This window comes from Fictibacillus sp. 23RED33 (assembly GCF_015903925.1).
Classification (GTDB): domain Bacteria; phylum Bacillota; class Bacilli; order Bacillales; family Fictibacillaceae; genus Fictibacillus; species Fictibacillus phosphorivorans.
The window spans coordinates 1,416,932-1,436,934 of the sequence record NZ_JACZDX010000001.1 but is presented as its reverse complement, the minus strand read 5'-3'; the positions used below and the strand labels follow the sequence as shown (position 1 = coordinate 1,436,934).

Sequence of the window (20,003 nt, the reverse complement as noted above, 5' to 3'; positions counted from 1 at the left end):
CGATGTACCTAAACTGTATAAAACAGAAGGCAGTTACAAAAGCTGAGAACATCAATGATTTAGAAGGAGGGAAAGAGATGAGCCAGCAATTTTTCAAAAGAAAACGTCACGATTCCTCTTCATCAACTGAAAATTATGACCATCTTCATGTATCCTCTGATCTAAAGACGAATGTAGCAGAGATCAAGAACATTCTGGGAGAGAGTATCGATGTAAAAATCGTAGAGTTTTTAGAGATGCCTATTCCTTTTGGCATTTGTTACATCGAAGGATTGATCAACAAACAACAACTTGAATTATCCATTATTGAGCCTATAAAACGCACACAACTAGCAAATAAAACGTTACAACCGAAAGAACTTATTCATCAAACAGAAGTTTCTGCAATGATAAGTCCATGTCCTCATTTCGATTTGATCATAACCCCTGTCTTAAAAGGCCAGGTCATTATTTTTGTAGATGGGATGACAGAGGCATACTCTATTCCCCTTGAAACGTGGGAGACACGCGGTGTAGAAGAACCTGAAGCACAAACAATGGTAAGAGGTCCACGTGAAGGATTTATTGAAACGCTTCAGACCAATACAACCTTGCTGAGACGCCGAATCTCAAACCCTACTTTACGCTTTAAGCCGTTTGAAGTAGGAAAAATAACGAAAACAACGATTTTAGTTTCCTATCTGGAAAGCCAGGTCGATCAAGAAGTCTTACAAGAAGTGATAAAAAGGGTATCGAATCTAAACACTGACAAAATATTCGAAAGTGGAATGCTTGAAGAATTAATCGATGAGAACGGATACTCTCCGTTTCCTACATTTCAATCTACAGAACGACCAGATGTAGCAGCTGCAGCACTATCTGAAGGTAACGTTGTAATCATGTTCGAGGGTACACCATTTGTCCTTATCACACCAACAACCTTTATATCTTTTTTCCAAGCGGCTGAAGATTATTACCATCACTTTGATCTTTCAAGCTTTATTCGTGTGATTCGGGTGATTTCTTTCATGATATCATTAGCACTTCCGGCGGCATATATTGCTGTCACCACCTTTCATCAAGAGTTGGTTCCCACTAATCTTCTAGTAAGTTTAGCCGCTCAAAGAGAAGGTGTACCGTTTCCAGCATTCGTTGAAGCACTTGTTATGGAAACAATCTTTGAAATCTTACGTGAAGCCGGTATTCGAATGCCCCGTCCAATTGGTTCTGCTGTTTCGATTGTAGGAGCGATTGTAATCGGTGAATCTGCTGTAGCCGCAGGACTTGTTTCCCCAGCTATCGTAATTGTCGTTTCATTGACAGCAATTTCAAGCTTCGTCTCACCTTATTATGGGTTTAGTGGTGCTGCACGTTTGCTAAGGTTCGTACTTATGATTTTAGCAGCAACAACAGGCATTTTTGGAATGATTTTTTTCATGATTGGTCTACTGATCCACCTATGTTCGCTAACGTCCATGGGAAAACCTTACTTCTCACCGTTAGCGCCGTTTCAATCGGGAAAACAAAAAGACAGCCTACTCCGTCTACCTTTATGGTGGACACAAACGAAACTGCATAGAAAATGGGTAAAAAAATCATGAGGAGATGGAATATAGTTGCTGTAATCATCTCATTCTCATTGATACTATCTGGATGTGCTGGTCGAGTAGAGCTTAACGAACTCCTAATTGTATCCTCTATTGGTGTGGACTATAAAAAGAATAAAACGATCGTTCATTTTCAAGTGGTGAATCCAGGAGGCACAGCAGGTGGGCAAGGTGGTGCACCATCAGGAGGATCTGGGGGATCGGTTTACACGTATACCGTTTCAGGTGAGACCCTTTATGATGCTGTTGAAAAAGGAAGAAACATTTTACCTCGAAAATTGCTTTTTTCACATATTACAAGTGTCATTATTGGTGAAAAATATGCAAGGACTGAAGGGTTAGCTCCATTATTTGATTTTATGGAGCGAAACCATGAAGTTCGGGATAATCTCATCATGTTTGTTGCAAAAAATTCGACTGCCAAAAATATTCTCTCTATTTATACGCCAATCTTTAAGAACCCTGGTGAATCATTAAAGAACAGAGTGCGCTTAGCTGCCACCTCTACTGGTATATCAGATGGAATTAAGGAGAAAGATGTCGTTCGTTGGCGATATGGTGAATTTAGGGATCCGGTCATTCAAGGCGTAGAAATTGTTCAGATAAATGATAGTCAAAGCGAAACATCCAATTTAGAAAATATAAATGCAAATGATAAAACTTATCGAATTACTGGACTGGCTGTCTTCAACAAAGAAAAAATGGTGACCTGGTTGAACAATGATCAAACGAGAGGTTGGTCTATTATCAATCAAAGAGTAAAGGATATCTTTATTTTGAGTCACAAATGTGATAGTCAAAAAGGTAACGTAGGATTTATGGTAAAAGACGTTGACTCGAAAACAAATGTACATTATACAAATGGAAAATTGAAATATGTAGTAAATGTAAAAGGGAAAGCCATTCTACAAGAAGTGACATGTGCAGTCGATGTTGGTGATCCAAGGACCCTTATTGAGATGGAAAAACGAGTAAATGAGGAGCTAGCACGTCATATAAAAAGCACGGTGAAAAAGGCACAGAAAGAAAAGACGGATGTTTTTGGATTAGGGAAGTTACTTTATAATAAGCATCCTGAAGTCTGGAAGAAATACAAAGAAAATTGGAAAGAAGAGTTTTCCGATGCGGAACTAGAAACAAATGTATCCATAAAACTTGAATCTGTAGGAGCGAGGGTGGAAACCATTCATGAGCAAAAATAAACCCTATCGTATTACACTTACGACTTTTTGGATCTTTTCAATGTTGAATGTGGCAGCATTCCTCTCCAATAGACACTGGCTTCCTTTTTCAAAATGGATCGATGCTATATATTCACCACTATATAAACTGATGTTTGGAGGATAAACATGAACCATACTATAAATCGATGGCAGCTTGTTTTAATCGTAATCAGTTTTATAATGGGTAGTTCCTTGCTAATGGCACCTAACTTAACCGCTTTTTTCTCTGCTCAGGATGCATGGATTTCTATGTTATTTGCGGTAATAATCGGTTTGACCCTAAACATTATTTGGATATTGATTCTTAAACGGTACCAGTTTCGCTCTATTTTTCGTATCACCGAAGTAGCTGGAGGTAAGGTAGTTGGCACGATATTAAATATTATCATCATCTTTTATGCTCTACATTTAGCTTCCTATGTGGTTAGAAACCTTAGTAACTTTATGATCTCAAATGTTATACCAGAGTCAAGTCCATGGACTTTTCAGATTATGATCGTTCTACTTGCAGCATATTCCTGCTTTTATGGATTAAATAACATTGGTCGTGTAAATGAGTTTTTAACTCCATTTATGATTCTCTTTTTCATTTGTTCGTTAGCCCTTACTACGAATCAATTCAGATTTTCACACTTGCAGCCTTTTTTCGAACAAGGGATGTTGAAAATTTCACAAGGTGCATATACGACGACTGGATTTCCATTCATCGAGATCATTCTTTTAGGAAGTGTTCTCACATATGTGAAAAACAAAGAAAAACTCTCTAAGAACTATCTGGGAGGAATCTTGTTTGGAGGATTAGCTCTTATCTTAACCGTATTTATTGCTGTAGGTGTTGAAGGAGCTTATATGGTTAAACGGCAAAGTTATCCTACTTATGAGTTGATGAGAGATATTTCAATCATCAATATTTTTGAGAGAGTAGAGGTCATCATTGGTGTTGTATGGATATTTGGAATTCTTGTTAAGATTGTCATTTGTCTATTTACAGCACTAAAGGGATTACAACATCTATCTAAGTTTCCGAACTATCATCCCTTTTTACTTCCAGCCGGATTATTAATATGGGCGTTGAGTAACCATATGCACACGAATACAATGGAATTTACAGATTTTGTAGGGAGAAATTGGTCATTATGGTGGTTTACTTTATATCTGATCTTACTTGTTGTGTTAGGTATAGGTATTTTGCGAAAGAAGGATAAGAATATGGATCAGGATGCAGATGATTCCACTCAATAGTATTTTCTATAATAGTGAGAGAGCGCAAGTAACGGCCAGATTTTATCATAACTATGGTAATGGATATAAAAAGCGCCAGGTAAGCCGGCTCCTGTTGGATAGCTGGCTTCTTTCTTTTTAGTTAGCAACCAATTAACAGCTTTTTTCATACTGAGATTAGGCTGGTCCGAGATAGCCGTTAATGTGTTAAGCGCCCAAGCTGTTTGAGAGTGTGTACTTTTGTTTAGGCTAACATACATTCTCTTCGTATCACTCTCACAAGACTCGCCCCAACCTCCATCTTCATTTTGAATTGATAACAACCAGTTTTTCGCTTTTTGAATTTCTTTATCATTTTTGTGCACGCCACAGGCGATTAAACCTGTAACGGCAGCCCATGTCCCATAAATATAACAAATTCCCCATCGTCCATACCATGAACCATCTAATTCTTGATTCGCTCGTAGCCAGTTCACACCTTTTGTTATTGAGAGATGATCTTGATTCATGCCGTGATAATTTCCTACGAACTCTAAAGTTCTGCCTGTAATATCTGGAGTGGATGGATCAACTAGAGCGTCTTTTGCGTGCTTTATGGGTAGGCTTCCGATTAGATAACGATTTGTATTCTTTTCAAAGGCTGCCCATCCGCCATCATCGTTCTGCATAGATAGAAGCCATCCAAGCCCTTTTTCATAGCTTAAATAATAAGAAGAGTGGGTACGACAGTATTGTGCAATGGTACGGAGTGACACTTGAGTATCATCTAGATCTGGGTGCTGCGTATTACCTATAGAAAAGCCCCAGCCTCCTGGGATTGCATCAGGATTATGAACAGACCAATCACCATATTTATTCTGCTGTTGTGTAAGTAGAAATCTTGCTCCTTTTAATACGTGGGCGTTTGTATGTGGAACACCCGCTTCAAGCAATGTATAAAGCATGAGAGACGTATCCCATGTAGTGGATGGTGAATTCTGCAGATGCAACGTATCATCTACCTCACAAAACATATTCATCAACCCGTTCAGAGCGTTTTGAATAACCGGTGATGATGTATCAAATCCTTCTGAAAGCAGACCGTACACCATGAAAATAGTGGTTAACCCATAACTAAGAAGTGTTCCATCAGGTTCGATATGGTTTTGAATGTATGAAAGTATATTTTCTTTCTTCGTCTTCATGTATGATTCTCTTATGTTCAACAAGGAGAACAGATTTATCCAATCTTCAATGTTGGAACCTTGATCTGATTTTCCTAATGATACTGATAGATCAGGTGTGTAGCTTGAAGTTAGTTTCTTTTTACCTTCAATCATTAACAGAACAGGAGCAAAGTGGGCTCTAGCATAGCTGCTGATATCATAACGGTTAATGGGAGAAGTAAGAGGCAGTGAAAAGAGAATGGCTGGATCGATTGGTAGCTCTGGCCAGTGATATAAACCGTTCATAGCTAAAAAGACTTTTGTTAAAAGGTCAGCATTTTTTAATCCACCATTATTTATAATGAATTGTTTGGCGTTTTGAAGTGATTCTTCAGTGTGTGGAGGGAGCTTTGAATACAAAAGAGCTGTATAGGCTTGGATCGTAGCTGACAAATTCGCCGGTCCCTCATCAGGATATATACGCCATAAGCCATCGTGAGACTGTTTGGAAAGGATTCGATCGGTTATCCTTTTAATAAGGTTTTCATTTTTGTAGTCTATGGTTCGTAATAAAATGAGCATATACGCATCTGTGATCACAGAATTCTCAAAACAAAAACGCCAAGTTCCATCCGTTTTTTGGAGGGAAAGAAGCTCATTACACCGTTTATAAATTTCAGATTCAATTTCATTAAAATTAAAATTCAAATTCCTCACCGCACTTTATCCATAGTGCTTACAGTGTATGTCGTATATAGGTTATCCTATGAACAGGTAAGTGCAATCACTGTTCTTTTTTGAATTATCACGATAAAATCTTTTTATGAATTGAGTTTTTGTTTTTAGGAGGAATTAGTTTGAATAATAAACAGCTTGCAACATTCGCAGGGGGTTGCTTTTGGTGTATGGTCAAACCGTTCGATGAGCTACCTGGCATTCATGGTATCGTATCTGGTTACACAGGTGGAGAACTTAACAACCCAACCTATGAACAGATTAAAACAGGTGAGACCGGGCATCGTGAAGCGGTTCAAATCACATTTGATCCGGAGGTTTTTCCGTATCAAAAATTGTTAGATCTGTATTGGCCGCAAATTGATCCAACGGATGATGAAGGACAGTTTATCGACCGAGGAACACAATATAGAACGGCGATCTTTTATCATACGGAAGAACAAAGAGAACTTGCCGAACAATCTTTAAAGAATTTAGAAGAAAGCGGAAAGTTTAAAAAGCCGATCGTAACAGAAATTTTACCAGCAAGCGTGTTTTATGAAGCTGAAGAATATCATCAAGATTTTTATAAGAAAAACCCAAAAGCATATAAAGAAGAGCGCGAAACTTCAGGCAGAGACACTTTCATTGAGCAGAATTGGAAATAAGAGGACTGTAATATTATTATGTAAACTTATAAAAGAGACTTTTTTGAAAGTCTCTTTTTTGAGATACACAAACAAGAACATTTGAGTAGATAATTATATTTTCTCAAGAAACCATATCAATGCTTGCTTAGCATCCTCAGGAGACATACCGATTGATACATTTTTCAATGCGGCTCGCAATAGGGAAGAAAGGAGTACCTCTATTCCTGGTATATCTTCATTCATTATTTCATTAAAGAGTACAGCAAAAAGATCTTGATTTAAGCTAACGTCAGGTTCGCTTAAAAGTGTACATACATTTAACTTAACAGCCGCGTTAAATCCGATAATCATAGAAGATTTAAGAGATGATAATGAATCTTCATGAACCTCAGCAGCAGCCTCCATTCTGCTTGTTATTCTTCGTTCTATTTCTTCCCGTACAACTTTATACAATTCTAACTTGTTACTAAAGTGATGATAAAGAGCTCCTGTTGTTACACCTGTGGTTTTGGCTAACTGTTGGACATTTACTTTTTCATATCCTTGAGTACCAAATGCTTTAATAGCTTCCTGTAATATTTTTTCTCTCGCTGATCCTGGAATTGGTATATTTGATTTCATGTGGTTATTTTACCATGTTGACAAGATAACGTAAATGAATTACGATTTACGTAAATCATTTATGTGTAAAAATATGGAATTGGAGGAATGTTTATATGAAACTAGTTTTTCATTCTCAACCAGTTAAAGATTTGAATAAAGCGGTCATTTTTTATAGGGATAAATTAGGCATGGACGAGGCATGGAGAGAAGGAGATCATACTGTATCGTTTAAGACAAACACTGAAACTCAGATTCTTTTAGAAGATGATGAATTCGAACGTGAATTTGGCCCTGGAAGTGTGTTCTTAGTAGATAGTGTGGATGAATACTTCAAAGAAAACCAAAACTCTCTTCGCTTTGTTAAAGAACCATGTGATATCCCGCCGGGACGATATGCTATTTTCACAGATGATTCAGGAAATCCGATTAGAATTATTGATATGTCAAAACGATAAAAACACGTTGTTAATTCAGGAAGTGTTTACTCAACATCCATAGGAGAATGTAGTTTATCGTCATGGATATCTATATACAGTTTATTGTTGCTAGTAAGTAGTGCATAAACTACACTTTCAATTGTAAGATTACGTTTCTTGAGTTCCGAGAACAGCCATTCTTTAGAGATGTTATTCTCTTTTAAGTTGTTCAGTAGAATCTCACCATCCATCATCAACTCGATGGGGAGCTTCACTTCTTCTTTAAAGATATGTAAGTCTTTACGGGTGACAGCAAGGTGCGCTTCTTTTTTCTTTACAGAGAGAAGTCCGTTATTCTCAACGAGTGCGTAGTCTACATCGTCTATGGAGAAAATATCTTTTTGCCTAAGTTGCTGATTTAAATAATCAAGGGTGTAACGCATTTTCCTCATATTATGCTCTAATATTTTTCCGTTCTCAATAACGACAGTAGGATCTCCTGCTACGTATTTGCGAGCTCTTTTACTCTTTAAGGAAAGAAATGCAGAAAGATAGATCAGAAGAACAAAGATGAAGAACACGAGAAAGATATAACGCGCTTTTACTTCTAAGGCAAATGCTAAGTTTGCAGTGACAGAACCAAGCGTGACGACAGCGATAAAATCAAAGATCGTCATTCTTGAAACGGTTTGTTTGCCTAAAATACGAGCAGCAAAAAATATAGAAAAAAAGGCAATGATAGATCGAATAATTACATCAACATAAGGATTCAAGTAGGTCACATCCCTGAAACAACAATTTAAATACTACCTTATCTTTTTATCCAACTTATTGTGATTTAAGTCGATTTAATTGTTAAGAGTTATAAAAAAACGCACAGAATCATTCCTGTGCGTTTTCTTGCTTACTTCTTGTTCTTTTTATACTGATTCAATACATGAACCATACCTTCTTCAATAAGTTCATTCGCTGGTTTATCAAGTTTTTTAGCTAATATCTTAATTTCAGTGTATAACGAATGGCTTAAAGTAGTATTCACATTTTTTCGATCGTGGTTCTTTGTTCTTATCTCGCTTGAATACATGTGCATACCTCCAACAGGAGACTTCTTAATCTTCTTGATTCAGTCTATCATAATTCAGAGGTGGTAAGACTATTTTCTTTGTCTAGCTGCATACGGATAGATTGGGTCTTTTAAGTGAAATTCATAGGTTTCACCATCAACGATACCCACAACTTTTTCGCTATCATATAAATTCAGCAAAAAATCCGCCATCTCTTTACTTGTATGAAATTTAGGAACTGTTCCTTCATACTGAAACTCGTCGAGATCCATGGAACGCTTTGCAAATTCTGTTTCCGTAGCAGCTGGAGCTAACACTTTTGCTTGCATGGCTTGTCCTTTACTCTTTAATTCTTGTGCGAGTCCTTCTGTAAAGGCACTCACATAAAATTTGGATGCACAATACGTTACGGCGTCTGCAACAATCGTGTAGCCTCCGCCAGAAGATATGTTGATAAGCTGTGTTCCTTCAACCTCAGCATAATCTCTAACAAAAAGAGAAGAAAGAACGGTTAATGCTTCAATATTTAAATGAATCATAGTTTCAATTTTATCTAAATTTTGCTCTCCAACTGAAGCGAAGTTCCCAAAGCCCGCATTGTTAATCCAAGTTTCAATCTCATAATCCTTAAGACTTTCGTAGAAATCATGTACTTTCGCGGTTATTGATAGATCAACTGTGTAAACAACAACGTCAAGATCTGGATACATAGACAATACGTTTGCTCTAAGTTGCTCTAATTCTTCTTTTCTCCGAGCTGCAATAATTAAATTCTTACCTCTAGCAGCAAATGCAAGTGCCGTTTCGTATCCAATTCCAGAGCTCGCTCCCGTAATTACTGTGTATTTCATTAAAATCACTCCTCAAATTTATTCATTTGATAATTCCTCTTGTGTTTTATTATACTGATTAGAGTAAACTCTAAGTCAAGAAACTAGATATCAGTTGGAGTGATAGACATGTATACCATTGGAGAAGTTGCTAAACTCCTTAACATTAGTACACATACTCTGCGATTTTATGAAAAAGAAAAGATTATTTCACCAGAGCGAACAGTTCGTGGTGATCGACGTTACTCTGAATACCATGTTCAATGGCTGCGTTTTGTTATCAAACTTAAAGAAACGAAAATGCCGCTTGCTCAGATTCAGGAATATGCTTCTTTATTTTTACAGGGTGATCAAACTACTCATAAGAGGTTGAACTTATTAAAAAATCACCAAGATCATGTTCAAAACCAGATAAAAGTATTAATGGAAATTGATAATATGTTGCGTAAAAAGATATCAGCATATGAAGAATATCTTCGTAAGCAAGATTTCAACTAAACATAAGGAGGTGCTACTTACATGACACAGAAACGGATTAGAGATTTCGGGGTGAAGATTGGTAAGATAGAAACCGGGGCTTTTAACTCAATTACAGATGTCGAAGGAGTTACAGTAGGGCATGTAACGCTAAGCGAAGGAGCTATGCAAACAGGGGTTACTAGCATCATTCCTCATGACGAAAATACATTTATGGACAAACTTATCGCTTCGAGTCATGTGATCAATGGATTCGGGAAAACGATGGGAACCATTCAGATGAAAGAACTAGGGGTGTTAGAAACTCCTATCATACTGACTAACACGTTGAGTATAGGAACCGCCGCAGATGCCTTAATTCAATATATGTTAGATAAGAATCCTGAGATTGGCCAGACAACAGGTACAGTAAACCCTATCGTTGGTGAATGTAATGACATGTTTTTGAATGATGTAAGAGCACAATTTGTAAAAAGAGATCATGTCGTAAAAGCTATAGAAAATGCCGGAAAGGAAGTAAAGGAAGGTAGTGTTGGAGCAGGAACGGGAATGCTTTGCTATTCCTTAAAAGGTGGAATCGGTACGTCTTCAAGATGTTTTTCAATCGACAATGAAACGTTTACGATTGGAGTACTTGTATTGTCAAACTTCGGCATATTAAGCGACCTGCTGATAAACGGTAGAGCTATCGGACAAGAATTAAAGGAAGCTTTACTAAAATCGTGGGAAGAAAAGGACAAAGGTTCTGTCATGATTATCGTAGCTACAGATCTACCCGTTTCTGAAAGACAACTGAACCGAATTATTAAGAGATCTGTGACAGGTTTGTCAAGAACGGGTTCGATTATTACGCACGGCAGCGGGGAAGTGGTGATTGGTTTTTCGACAGCAACTAAGATTCCTCATAATAAACCGAATCAGATTACTATGATTCCAACGATACATGAAGAAGATATGGATCTAGCATTTCGTGCTGTTGGAGAAGCTGTAGAAGAAGCAGTGTTAAACTCGCTAGTAACAGCTACACATGTCAAAGGCCGAGACGGGAATGAACGGCCAGCGTTCAAAGATCTTCTAGAAGAATTCGATATACAATTATCGGAATGATAGCTAAAGCTTACAACGCACAATACATAAAGAAATCCCTATCGAAGATCATTCGATAGGGATTTCTTACATTTGTTATACAAATAGATTTAATAGAAGGATGAAACCTAATCCAGCCACTGAGATAATGGTTTCTAATAAAGTCCATGTTGCAAACGTTTCTTTCATACTTAAGCCAAAATACTCTTTGAACATCCAGAAGCCTGCATCATTCACGTGTGATGCTATTAAACTACCAGCTCCTGTTGCAAGGACAACTAACGAAAGGTTAACATCGGTTTGACCTAATAATGGGATGACTAGACCCGCTGTTGTTAATGCAGCTACCGTTGCAGATCCTAACGAAATTCGAAGGATGGCTGCGATAATCCATGCTAGTAAAATCGGGGAGAACGTAGTGTCTTTGAACAATTCAGCTACATAATCGCCAACGCCACCGTTGATCAATACTTGTTTGAAGGCTCCGCCTCCACCGATGATTAATAGCATCATTCCGATATGAGTGATAGCTGTCGTACATGAATCCATAACTGTTTTAATCGGTATATTTCTAGCTAATCCCATCGTATAAACAGCTACGAGTAATGAGATCAGCATGGAAGTAGATGCGTCACCAACAAAGCGGATCACTTCAAATGTCTTTGAGTCTGCAATACCCATCGTGTTCTGAACAAGTGTGATTACAGTAGCGATAGACATTAAAATAACTGGAAGCATCGCTGTAAACACTGAGATACCAAATGAAGGTGTATCTTCTAATTTAAATACTTTCTGTTCACCTAGTGAAGCGATATTTCCTGTTTTGTTGAATGAGTCAGGAACAATCTTTTTTGCAATCTTTGTAAATACTGGTCCTGCAAGAATTACAGTAGGGATCGCAATAATAAAACCATAAAGCAATACTTCACCAATATTAGCACCAAATTCTCCTGCAATTACCGTTGGACCCGGGTGAGGAGGTAAGAATCCGTGTGTTACTGAAAGAGCTGCTACCATGGGAATACCTAGAAAAAGAATGGAAACGCGTAATTGTTTTGAAATGGCAAAAACGATCGGAATTAATAGAACAAGACCTACTTCAAAGAATAAAGCGATACCTATAATGAAAGAAGCAACAACAATCGCCCATTGAATTTTCTTTTCCCCGAATTTCTCAATGAGTGTGATAGCAATCCGCTGAGCACCGCCGGCATCAGCAATTAGTTTACCTAGCATGGCACCTAGACCGAAGATTAACGCCAGATGTCCGAGCGTTCCACCTAAACCTGCTTCAATCGATTTAACGATTTCCCCAAGTGGCATACCTAGTGCTAATGCAACACCGAATGATACGATGATTAAAGAAATGAATGTGTTTAATTTGAAATACATGATCAATAATAACAATGCTAAAATTCCACAAGCTACGATAAATAATGGCATGATAGATCCCCCTAATACTAATTTTCTCTAGTGATTAAACTTCTTTGATACGTTGCAATACGTGAATAATCTTCTTCAAGTTTTCTAGATAGACTGATAAAGATCGGTAACAATTCTCTATATTCTTTTACCGCTTCTTTATTTGGAGAGTGAGTATAAGTACTCCCGATCATTTTTGAAGCCGCTTCAAACGATTCAATTTTTCCTGTTGCATACAAGCCCAAAATACATGCACCTAAACAAGAACTTTCGTAAACCTCTGGCACCGCTACCTCTGTATCAAAAATGTCTGACATCATCTGACGCCATGTTTCTGATCGAGCAAAGCCTCCCGTTGCCTGTAATCGGCTCACAGGTTCATCCATACATTCAACCAAAGCCAAATAAACGGTATAAAGATTATAGAGGACGCCTTCAAGTGCCGCCCTGATCATATGCTCTTTTTTATGAGACAACGTAAGACCGAAGAAAGATCCTCGAACATCTGAATTCCAAAGTGGAGCGCGTTCACCAGCGAGATAAGGGTGAAACAATAAACCATCAGCTCCAGGTCGCACACGTTCTGCTATCTTAGTTAAAATTTCATAAGGATCTATTCCCAGACGCTTTGCTGTTTCAAGTTCTGAAGCTGCGAATTCATCCCGTATCCAGCGCAGGACAACACCGCCGTTGTTAACTGGCCCACCGATGACCCAGTGATTCTCTGTTAGTGCGTAGCAAAAAATTCTGCCTTTCTCATCAGTCTTTGGCTGATCAATGATTGTACGAATCGCACCACTCGTACCAATAGTTACGGCTATTTCGCCTTTACCAATCGCATCTACACCCAGGTTTGACAGCACGCCATCACTTGCTCCAATAATAAATGCTGTTTTCGGATCGATTCCGATCTGCTTGGCTATATCTTGATGACAATCATTGAAGATCGTTGTTGTAGGGACTAGGGTTGATAATTGATTACGATTAATTCCTGCAACACGTAAAGCTTCTTCATCCCAATCCAGCTTTTTCAGATTCATCATCCCCATCGCTGAGGCTAGAGAATGATCAACAACATATTCGTTAAATAGGCGCTGAAAGATGAATTCTTTAATCCCAATATACTTTTTGGCTCTAGCTGCAATATCAGGCTGATCATTTACAATCCAAGCGATTTTACTTAATGGACTCATCGGATGGATAGGAGTGCCTGTTCGTTTATAGATCTCATGTCCGTTACATTGTGTTTTTATTTTTCGTGCCAAAGCTTCACTGCGATTATCTGCCCAAGTGATGCAAGGTGTTAATGGCTGATCATTCTCATCCATTGCAATCACGCTGTGCATGGCACTGCTAAATGAAATGAACGAAATAGCGCTGGATGGAATAGAAGAACGTTTGATAACATTTGTAAGGGTTTGCAAAACCGTTCGGAAAATTTCTTCTGGATCTTGTACCGCTGTAGAAATATCAGGCGTGTGAAGCGGGTACCCAATGTTTTCTTGTGAAAGAATTTCACCGTTTTCATTAAACAACACTGCTTTAGTACTTGTAGTTCCGATGTCGACTCCTACCATATAGCTTTTTCTATGTTGTGAACCGTCGATATCCATCATTTATTTACTCCTTTTCTTGCTCCCGTGCTTTCGATAGCATTTGTTGTGACATCCATAAATCATCTACTTTTCCTTGAACATCATCAAAATTTTGATGCAGCGATTGAATCATAATTTCTCTATTTTTTGATGAAATCGCATCAATATAGAGTTCATGGTTTTTCATGATTCGAGAAAGGTCATCGTACTTTTCATTGAAATGCATGCGCATGGATAATAAGATGAAGCTTTCCATAACTGGTTTTGTATTGTTCCAGATCATCGTGATGTACGAATGGTTGATAGAACGAATAATTGTTTCATGAAACAAGACATCCTGAAGAGCGAACTCATCAGCATCTTTGTACTTAATTGCAATCTGCATCATCTCAAAAATTTTTGTAAGTTCTTTAACAACGTGCGCCGTGTCGTTTTTAACAAGTCGTTCAAACACGAACGTCTCAATAAGAAGCCGAACATCATAAATTTCTTCAATTTCTTTTTCAGTTAAGCCGACCACAACTGCACCCATACGCTCTAAACGAATTAAGTTTTCATTCGATAGAACCTTAAGTGCTTCTCGTATAGGAGAGCGGCTAACATTATATTCAGCAGCTAATTTATTTTCAGAAAGAGTGGTACCGCTTTCAATGAGTCCCGAGATAATCCGCATTCTCAGCTCACAAGCGACACGTTCCCCAGTAGAAGCTTTGGAAAGCCACTTTTCAGGATAAAGAAGTTCCATAGAATCGTTCAACTTAATAACCTCCTTTTGTAGAACGAGTATACTTGTATACAAGTAGTATTATAGTACAGTGATTATAAAATGCAAGCGCTTTTATTTAATGTTAAAAACAAATAGTGAGCAAGCGTCTAAACAAAGTGATCAGTAGGGAGGTCTAAATAAAAAAGAAAAGAACAATCTAATCATTAAAATTGTTCTCCTCATTCTTTATTCGATTAATAAGGGTACTTCTTCTTTCTTCATTTCAGTTTCATGGAACTCATTGTATCGTGGGTGCATTTTTAATAGTTCATCAACCGTTACAATTTCATAACCCATTTCCTTAAGCTTGGGAAGTATAATCTTTAATGCAGCAACCGTTTGACTGCGATTACCTCCAGAATCATGCAAAAGAATAATATCTCCGTTTTTTAAATTCGTTAGGATGTGTCTGGCTATCCTTTCAGATCCTGGATTTGTCCAATCGCGGGGATCTTGATGCCAAGACCATAGGATAACTTTGTATCCTTCTTTTTTTAAGACTTTTAAACTGTTCTCTGTAACTGTACCGCCTGGAGGTCGAAACAATTTTATGTAATCTGAATGATGAGCAGGATCGAGAAGGTGCTCGGTCTTTCTTGTTTCAACCACAACTTTATGCCTTGAAATGGTGTGGAAACTAGGGTGATTATACGTATGGTTGCCGATTTCATGTCCTTCTTTTAGCTCTCTTTTCACGATTTCTGGATACTTCTCAACCCGCTTTCCAATAAGAAAGAATGTTGCATGAACACCTTCCTTTTTAAGAACATCTAAGATCTGAGTGGTGTATACGGGGTCTGGGCCATCGTCAAATGTAATCGCAACTTGTTTCTTTTTTGAAGGAACTTCCCAGATTACATCTCCATATTTCTCTACTTCAAAACGATTTACTACACCTGCATTGACTTTTGGTCCGAAAAAAAGAATGTGACATAAAAACATGGAAACAATCATTTTTACAATGGTAGACATCATGAGCCCTCATTCTAAAATTTGTTACCAATAGTATTTGTAAGGAGAAACTGATTTATGACAAAGCTGTATCTGTATACAAGGTTGTTCTTAAAGCTGATTTCCGTTTAAGGTGCTCGCTAACAGGAGAAGAGTCTTGGCAACAAAAAAGCTGCTCAAAGGATTTCTTGAACAGCTTAATCGTTGTAATCTACAATCCACTTGGAGAAAGTGAGATCGCTTTTAATGCGTGATCTAAGTCATAGATTAGATCATCTACTGTTTCAATTCCGATCGAAAGACGGATTAGTTCTGGGCTTACGCCTGATTTTCTTTGTTCTTCTTCAGATAGTTGTTGATGAGTGGTGCTAGCTGGATGGATGATCAATGATTTTGAATCTCCCACGTTTGCCAGGTGAGAGAAGATGCTAACATTTTCGATCAACTTTTTACCTTCGTCTACACCGCCTTTAACCCCGAATGTTAAAATTGCACCCGCGCCTTTAGGGAGGTATTTTTGGGCAAGTTCATAGTAAGGGCTGCTTGGAAGCCCTGCGTAATTTACCCAATCGACCGATGGATGACTCTCTAGGAACTTCGCTACTTTCAATGTATTTTCAACATGACGTTCTATACGCAGAGCAAGTGTTTCCAATCCTTGAATAAATAGAAAGGAGTTGAACGGTGCGATAGACGAACCTAGATCTCGAAGCAGCTGAACACGTGCTTTTAGAATATAAGCAAGTGGACCAAATGCATCCGTATACACAATTCCTTTATAGCTTGGATCTGGCTCAGTCAAGCCTGGGAATTTCCCATTGCTCCAATCAAATTTTCCAGAATCGACGATAACTCCACCTACTGAAGTACCATGTCCTCCGATGAATTTTGTTGCAGAATGGACAACAATATCCGCTCCATGTTCGATCGGGCGACAAAGGTAAGGCGTAGCCAACGTATTATCTACAATAAGAGGAACTCCTGCGTCATGTGCGATGTCAGCAATCGCTTGAATATCGGCTACATCAATTTTTGGATTCCCGATGGTCTCAATGTATACGGCTTTTGTTTTTTCTGTAATAGCATCTTTAAACGATTGAAGATTATCAATTTCAGCAAATTGTGTATGGATGCCGAGCTTGGGGAGAGTGACAGAGAACAGGTTATACGTTCCACCATATAGAGAGGTAGAAGCGACGATTTCATCACCAGAGCCAGCGATATTGAATATAGCATTTGTAATGGCTGCCTGACCGGAAGCAAGAGCAAGAGCACCAACACCGCCTTCAAGTTTTGCGATGGTCTGTTCAAACGCATCTTGCGTTGGATTCATCAAACGCGTATATATGTTTCCGAACTCTTTGAGGGCAAATAAGTTCGCTGCGTGCTCTGTTGAATTGAACTGATAGGAAGTGGTCTGGTAGATCGGAACAGCACGAGCTCCTGTAGTCGGATCAACTTTTTGACCTTCATGTAAAGAAATCGTTTCAAACCCATACTGTCTTTTTGCATTTTGATCAGTCATTTTCAAATCTCTCCTCAACGTCATTTTTTTGTATCCAATCGCATTCAGTTTCAACTTATCCCAGAAAAAAAGACCTCTTCCAAAAGAAGAGGTCCCGATGATTTCACCCGATCGAAGTCTCATCTTTCAGAACATTAATTGTTCTGCTGAAATTAGCACCATGCGTTTCCGCTGGTTGCCGGGCATCATAGGGTCAGTCCCTCAGCCTCTCTGGATAAGAAGATTTGAATATTGAATTAAGATTTATAATACATAGGTCATTATCAATAGTCAACTGAATTTTTTAAAAATTTCGGATTTTTATTTTCCGGATTACTTTTAACTGCATAAATAACTCCAACTGCCCAAAAAGCAGCAAGAACAAAGTAGATTGGTAACAACATGTTATGTGAAACCCCTAGTGTATGAAGAAGGGTGCGGGTATTGGTGATAATAATCAATCCACCAACAAGTACTCCGAGTATGTGAGAGGGAATGAGTCGCACTAGCCATGCAGCAATAGGAGCCGCAATCACTCCTCCTAGCATCAATGCACCGACCCATAGCCATTCAACTTGTTCCCAGCCGAGTGCGATGAAGAATCCGACTGATGCAGATACTGCTACAGCAAATTCACTTGTATCTACAGAACCGATCACCTTCCTAGTTTTCATGTCTTGTTTTGCCATTAGGACTGGAGTGGTGACCGGGCCCCAGCCTCCTCCACCTGTAGCATCTAAGAAACCTGCTAATAATCCAAGTGGAATAAGTTGTTTCTTTGTAAAGGGTTTACCATTTGCTGTTGCTTTCTTTTCTCCAAGTTTAAACAAAAAACGATATAAGATATATATACCGAGGAGAATTAGAAATATTGAGATATACGGCTTTATTAAATCGCCAGGCAGATTACTTAAAAAACAAGCACCTACAAATGCGCCGATCGAACCCGGCAGAATTAAGCGAGTAACGACTTGGCGATCAACGTTTCCAAACTTAATATGAGAAGCGCCGGATGCCGCAGTGGTAACGACTTCAGCAAGATGTACGGACGCAGATGCAGCTGCAGGAGCAATTCCAGCTACTAACAGCAAAGATGTAGATGTAACTCCATAAGCCATACCGAGTGATCCATCAATTAACTGTGCAAAAAGACCAATTAGAGCTAATACAATCAACTTTTTCATACTTTTCCTCCTCAAAATAAAAAGGCCCTTAACAAGTGATGTTAAGAGCCTTCGGTTTTCCGATCAGCGATACGGATTAAATTTTAGTTAATACTATATGATTCAAAAACATAAAAAGTCAACTGTTTGTTTAAATTTTTTGTAAAAATAGAAAAATGAAAAAATAGGTCTTGATATCATTTTCAGATATGTTATGATTTTATAAAATTTAAACTCTTATCCAGAGTGGTGAAGGGAACTGGCCCGATGAAACCCGGCAACCTGCGATTGTAAGGTGCTAACTCCAGCAGAATGTATTTACATTTTGGAAGATAAGGTAATATGTTTACCTCCACTATCTTTCCGAAATGGGAAGGTTTTTTTGTTTTTTGGCTTTTGTTGCTCTTGAAAGTGGTTGATATCCGTTCCAGGATGCTCGCTTTCCGGGGGGCGTGCGGTGAGCCACCTCGACACTTTGTGTCCTTAGGTGTCTCACCTGTCCCGCTGATCCCCCAGGAGTCTCGCACCTTGCACTCCAATCAACTTTTCAATGAAGCCAAAACATAAATCAACAAAAAACAACAACTTTTTAAGAAGAGCCTTTGAAAAGATATGAATGTTAGAAAGGGAGGCAGTGGAGTGGCGAACGAAAATAGTGCAAACGATTTTCTTCCTCAGCTTCAACAAATGCTGAGCAGTATTAAATTTGGATCAATCACTTTAGTCGTTCAAGATGGAAAAGTGATTCAGCTTGAAAAGAACGAGAAGGTAAGAATTAAATAGTTCGCTGACTAGAAAACTAGAGGCGGTTTTAACGAATGGGCAAAGCCCTAAAAACGTTAAAGCCGCTTTTTTTATGGCGAAAAGGAGGTAGCAGATTGCTAACGTACGAAACATGGGACGAAAAAACCCGTGATTTTGATAGTGAAAACCCCACAAAAGGCGCGCTGCATGCTTTGAAGTGGGCTTATGAAACGTATGAAGATGATCTGGTTTATGCGTGTAGCTTCGGAATTGAAGGAAGCGTCTTAGTGGATCTTGTTCATCAAATAAAGCGTGATGCTCAAATTGTTTTCCTTGATACCCATCTGCATTTTCTAGAAACGTATAAAGTGATTGAAGAAGCGAAGAAAAGATATCCATCTCTTCGCATCAAATTGAAAACACCGGCTTTATCTCTTGAAGAACAGGCGAGTAAGCACGGTGAAGAGCTTTGGAAATTAAATCCTAATCAATGCTGCACGATTCGAAAAGTGATTCCTTTAGAAGAAGAACTAAACGGAGTAACAGCCTGGCTTTCAGGTCTACGCCGTGAACAGTCACCTACCCGCCAGAACACGCAATTTGTTAATCGGGATGGGCGATTTAAAAGCATCAAGATTTGTCCGCTCATTCATTGGACGTGGAAGGATATATGGCGGTATGCACATAAACATGACTTGCCGTATAACAAACTACACGACAATGGGTATCCAAGTATAGGCTGCGAGCCATGTACACAGGCAGCTGTTAACGCAGACGACCTTCGTGCCGGTCGATGGTCAGGTACAGAAAAACGAGAATGCGGGCTTCACGAGAATAAATAGA

General features: G+C 38.5%; 21 protein-coding genes and 2 riboswitches. Of the genes, 10 read left to right on the top strand and 11 right to left on the bottom strand.

Features of this window, described 5'->3' with window-relative positions; genetic code table 11:
* Nucleotides 1-77 precede the first annotated feature (77 nt).
* From IHV09_RS07420 to IHV09_RS07405, 4 genes are read left to right on the top strand one after another with little or no spacing between them, the layout of a single operon-like run.
* Nucleotides 78-1,580, top strand: a complete 1,503-nt coding sequence (locus tag IHV09_RS07420; RefSeq protein ID WP_197190985.1) for a spore germination protein — start codon at nucleotides 78-80, stop codon at nucleotides 1,578-1,580.
* Complete coding sequence (locus IHV09_RS07415; RefSeq protein ID WP_197263988.1) at nucleotides 1,577-2,788, top strand: Ger(x)C family spore germination protein; 1,212 nt, start codon at nucleotides 1,577-1,579, stop codon at nucleotides 2,786-2,788. Before IHV09_RS07420 ends, IHV09_RS07415 begins: the two co-directional genes overlap by 4 nt.
* A complete protein-coding gene (locus IHV09_RS07410; protein ID WP_197263987.1) occupies nucleotides 2,775-2,933 on the top strand; it encodes a hypothetical protein in 159 nt (52 codons plus the stop codon). The genes IHV09_RS07415 and IHV09_RS07410 overlap by 14 nt, the downstream gene beginning before the upstream one ends.
* Nucleotides 2,934-2,935: 2 nt before the next feature.
* Nucleotides 2,936-4,051 carry a GerAB/ArcD/ProY family transporter gene (locus tag IHV09_RS07405; protein ID WP_197263986.1) on the top strand — a complete coding sequence of 372 codons (1,116 nt, stop codon included), beginning with the start codon at nucleotides 2,936-2,938 and terminating at the stop codon, nucleotides 4,049-4,051.
* Here IHV09_RS07405 and IHV09_RS07400 read toward each other — a convergent pair.
* Nucleotides 4,045-5,883, bottom strand: a complete 1,839-nt coding sequence (locus IHV09_RS07400) for a terpene cyclase/mutase family protein (protein ID WP_197263985.1) — start codon at nucleotides 5,881-5,883, stop codon at nucleotides 4,045-4,047. The genes IHV09_RS07405 and IHV09_RS07400 overlap by 7 nt on opposite strands.
* Nucleotides 5,884-6,032: 149 nt before the next feature.
* Here IHV09_RS07400 and msrA point away from each other — a divergent pair, with 149 nt between their 5' ends.
* Entirely contained in the window at nucleotides 6,033-6,557 is a 525-nt protein-coding gene (msrA, locus tag IHV09_RS07395; RefSeq protein WP_197190989.1) for a peptide-methionine (S)-S-oxide reductase MsrA, read from the top strand.
* A gap of 93 nt (nucleotides 6,558-6,650) precedes the next feature.
* Here the strand turns inward: msrA and IHV09_RS07390 are convergent, their stop codons facing one another.
* Nucleotides 6,651-7,160, bottom strand: a complete 510-nt coding sequence (locus tag IHV09_RS07390) for a TetR/AcrR family transcriptional regulator (protein ID WP_197190990.1) — start codon at nucleotides 7,158-7,160, stop codon at nucleotides 6,651-6,653.
* Between the two features lie 95 nt (nucleotides 7,161-7,255).
* Here IHV09_RS07390 and IHV09_RS07385 point away from each other — a divergent pair, with 95 nt between their 5' ends.
* Nucleotides 7,256-7,597 (top strand): VOC family protein, encoded by a 342-nt coding sequence (locus IHV09_RS07385; RefSeq protein WP_197190991.1) that lies wholly within the window; start codon nucleotides 7,256-7,258, stop codon nucleotides 7,595-7,597.
* Between the two features lie 26 nt (nucleotides 7,598-7,623).
* Here IHV09_RS07385 and IHV09_RS07380 read toward each other — a convergent pair whose 3' ends face one another.
* The 3 genes from IHV09_RS07380 to IHV09_RS07370 all read right to left on the bottom strand — a co-directional run bounded on the left by IHV09_RS07380 (nucleotide 7,624) and on the right by IHV09_RS07370 (nucleotide 9,473).
* Nucleotides 7,624-8,331, bottom strand: a complete 708-nt coding sequence (locus tag IHV09_RS07380; protein WP_197190992.1) for a DUF421 domain-containing protein — start codon at nucleotides 8,329-8,331, stop codon at nucleotides 7,624-7,626.
* A 131-nt stretch (nucleotides 8,332-8,462) separates the two neighbouring features.
* Nucleotides 8,463-8,642 (bottom strand): hypothetical protein, encoded by a 180-nt coding sequence (locus IHV09_RS07375; RefSeq protein ID WP_197190993.1) that lies wholly within the window; start codon nucleotides 8,640-8,642, stop codon nucleotides 8,463-8,465.
* A 69-nt stretch (nucleotides 8,643-8,711) separates the two neighbouring features.
* Nucleotides 8,712-9,473, bottom strand: coding sequence for an SDR family NAD(P)-dependent oxidoreductase (locus IHV09_RS07370; protein ID WP_197190994.1), 762 nt, complete (start codon nucleotides 9,471-9,473; stop codon nucleotides 8,712-8,714).
* Nucleotides 9,474-9,581: 108 nt separating this feature from the next.
* Here IHV09_RS07370 and IHV09_RS07365 point away from each other — a divergent pair, with 108 nt between their 5' ends.
* Complete coding sequence (locus IHV09_RS07365; protein WP_197190995.1) at nucleotides 9,582-9,950, top strand: MerR family transcriptional regulator; 369 nt, start codon at nucleotides 9,582-9,584, stop codon at nucleotides 9,948-9,950.
* A gap of 21 nt (nucleotides 9,951-9,971) precedes the next feature.
* On the top strand, nucleotides 9,972-11,036 hold the full coding sequence (locus tag IHV09_RS07360; RefSeq protein WP_197263984.1) for a P1 family peptidase: 1,065 nt from the start codon (nucleotides 9,972-9,974) through the stop codon (nucleotides 11,034-11,036).
* Nucleotides 11,037-11,111: 75 nt separating this feature from the next.
* On the opposite strand, the gene IHV09_RS07355 is transcribed toward IHV09_RS07360, so the two are convergent.
* The 6 genes from IHV09_RS07355 to IHV09_RS07330 form a co-directional block, all read right to left on the bottom strand.
* Nucleotides 11,112-12,458 (bottom strand): GntP family permease, encoded by a 1,347-nt coding sequence (locus tag IHV09_RS07355; RefSeq protein WP_197263983.1) that lies wholly within the window; start codon nucleotides 12,456-12,458, stop codon nucleotides 11,112-11,114.
* Between the two features lie 17 nt (nucleotides 12,459-12,475).
* Nucleotides 12,476-14,014 carry a gluconokinase gene (gene gntK / locus IHV09_RS07350; protein WP_197191332.1) on the bottom strand — a complete coding sequence of 513 codons (1,539 nt, stop codon included), beginning with the start codon at nucleotides 14,012-14,014 and terminating at the stop codon, nucleotides 12,476-12,478.
* 43 nt (nucleotides 14,015-14,057) lie between these two features.
* Complete coding sequence (locus IHV09_RS07345; protein WP_197190998.1) at nucleotides 14,058-14,789, bottom strand: GntR family transcriptional regulator; 732 nt, start codon at nucleotides 14,787-14,789, stop codon at nucleotides 14,058-14,060.
* 195 nt (nucleotides 14,790-14,984) lie between these two features.
* Entirely contained in the window at nucleotides 14,985-15,773 is a 789-nt protein-coding gene (locus IHV09_RS07340; protein ID WP_197127984.1) for a polysaccharide deacetylase family protein, read from the bottom strand.
* 187 nt (nucleotides 15,774-15,960) lie between these two features.
* Complete coding sequence (locus tag IHV09_RS07335) at nucleotides 15,961-17,274, bottom strand: homocysteine synthase (RefSeq protein WP_197263982.1); 1,314 nt, start codon at nucleotides 17,272-17,274, stop codon at nucleotides 15,961-15,963.
* Between the two features lie 116 nt (nucleotides 17,275-17,390).
* Nucleotides 17,391-17,495: riboswitch (SAM riboswitch) on the bottom strand.
* A 42-nt stretch (nucleotides 17,496-17,537) separates the two neighbouring features.
* A complete protein-coding gene (locus tag IHV09_RS07330) occupies nucleotides 17,538-18,437 on the bottom strand; it encodes a sulfite exporter TauE/SafE family protein (protein WP_197263981.1) in 900 nt (299 codons plus the stop codon).
* Nucleotides 18,438-18,650: 213 nt separating this feature from the next.
* Nucleotides 18,651-18,755, top strand: a riboswitch (SAM riboswitch).
* Between the two features lie 300 nt (nucleotides 18,756-19,055).
* Here IHV09_RS07330 and IHV09_RS22370 point away from each other — a divergent pair.
* Nucleotides 19,056-19,199 (top strand): YezD family protein, encoded by a 144-nt coding sequence (locus IHV09_RS22370; RefSeq protein WP_286166257.1) that lies wholly within the window; start codon nucleotides 19,056-19,058, stop codon nucleotides 19,197-19,199.
* Between the two features lie 95 nt (nucleotides 19,200-19,294).
* The gene (locus tag IHV09_RS07320) at nucleotides 19,295-20,002 is read left to right on the top strand and encodes a phosphoadenylyl-sulfate reductase (protein WP_197263980.1); all 708 of its coding nucleotides are present in this window, start codon (nucleotides 19,295-19,297) and stop codon (nucleotides 20,000-20,002) included.
* Nucleotide 20,003: the final 1 nt, after the last annotated feature.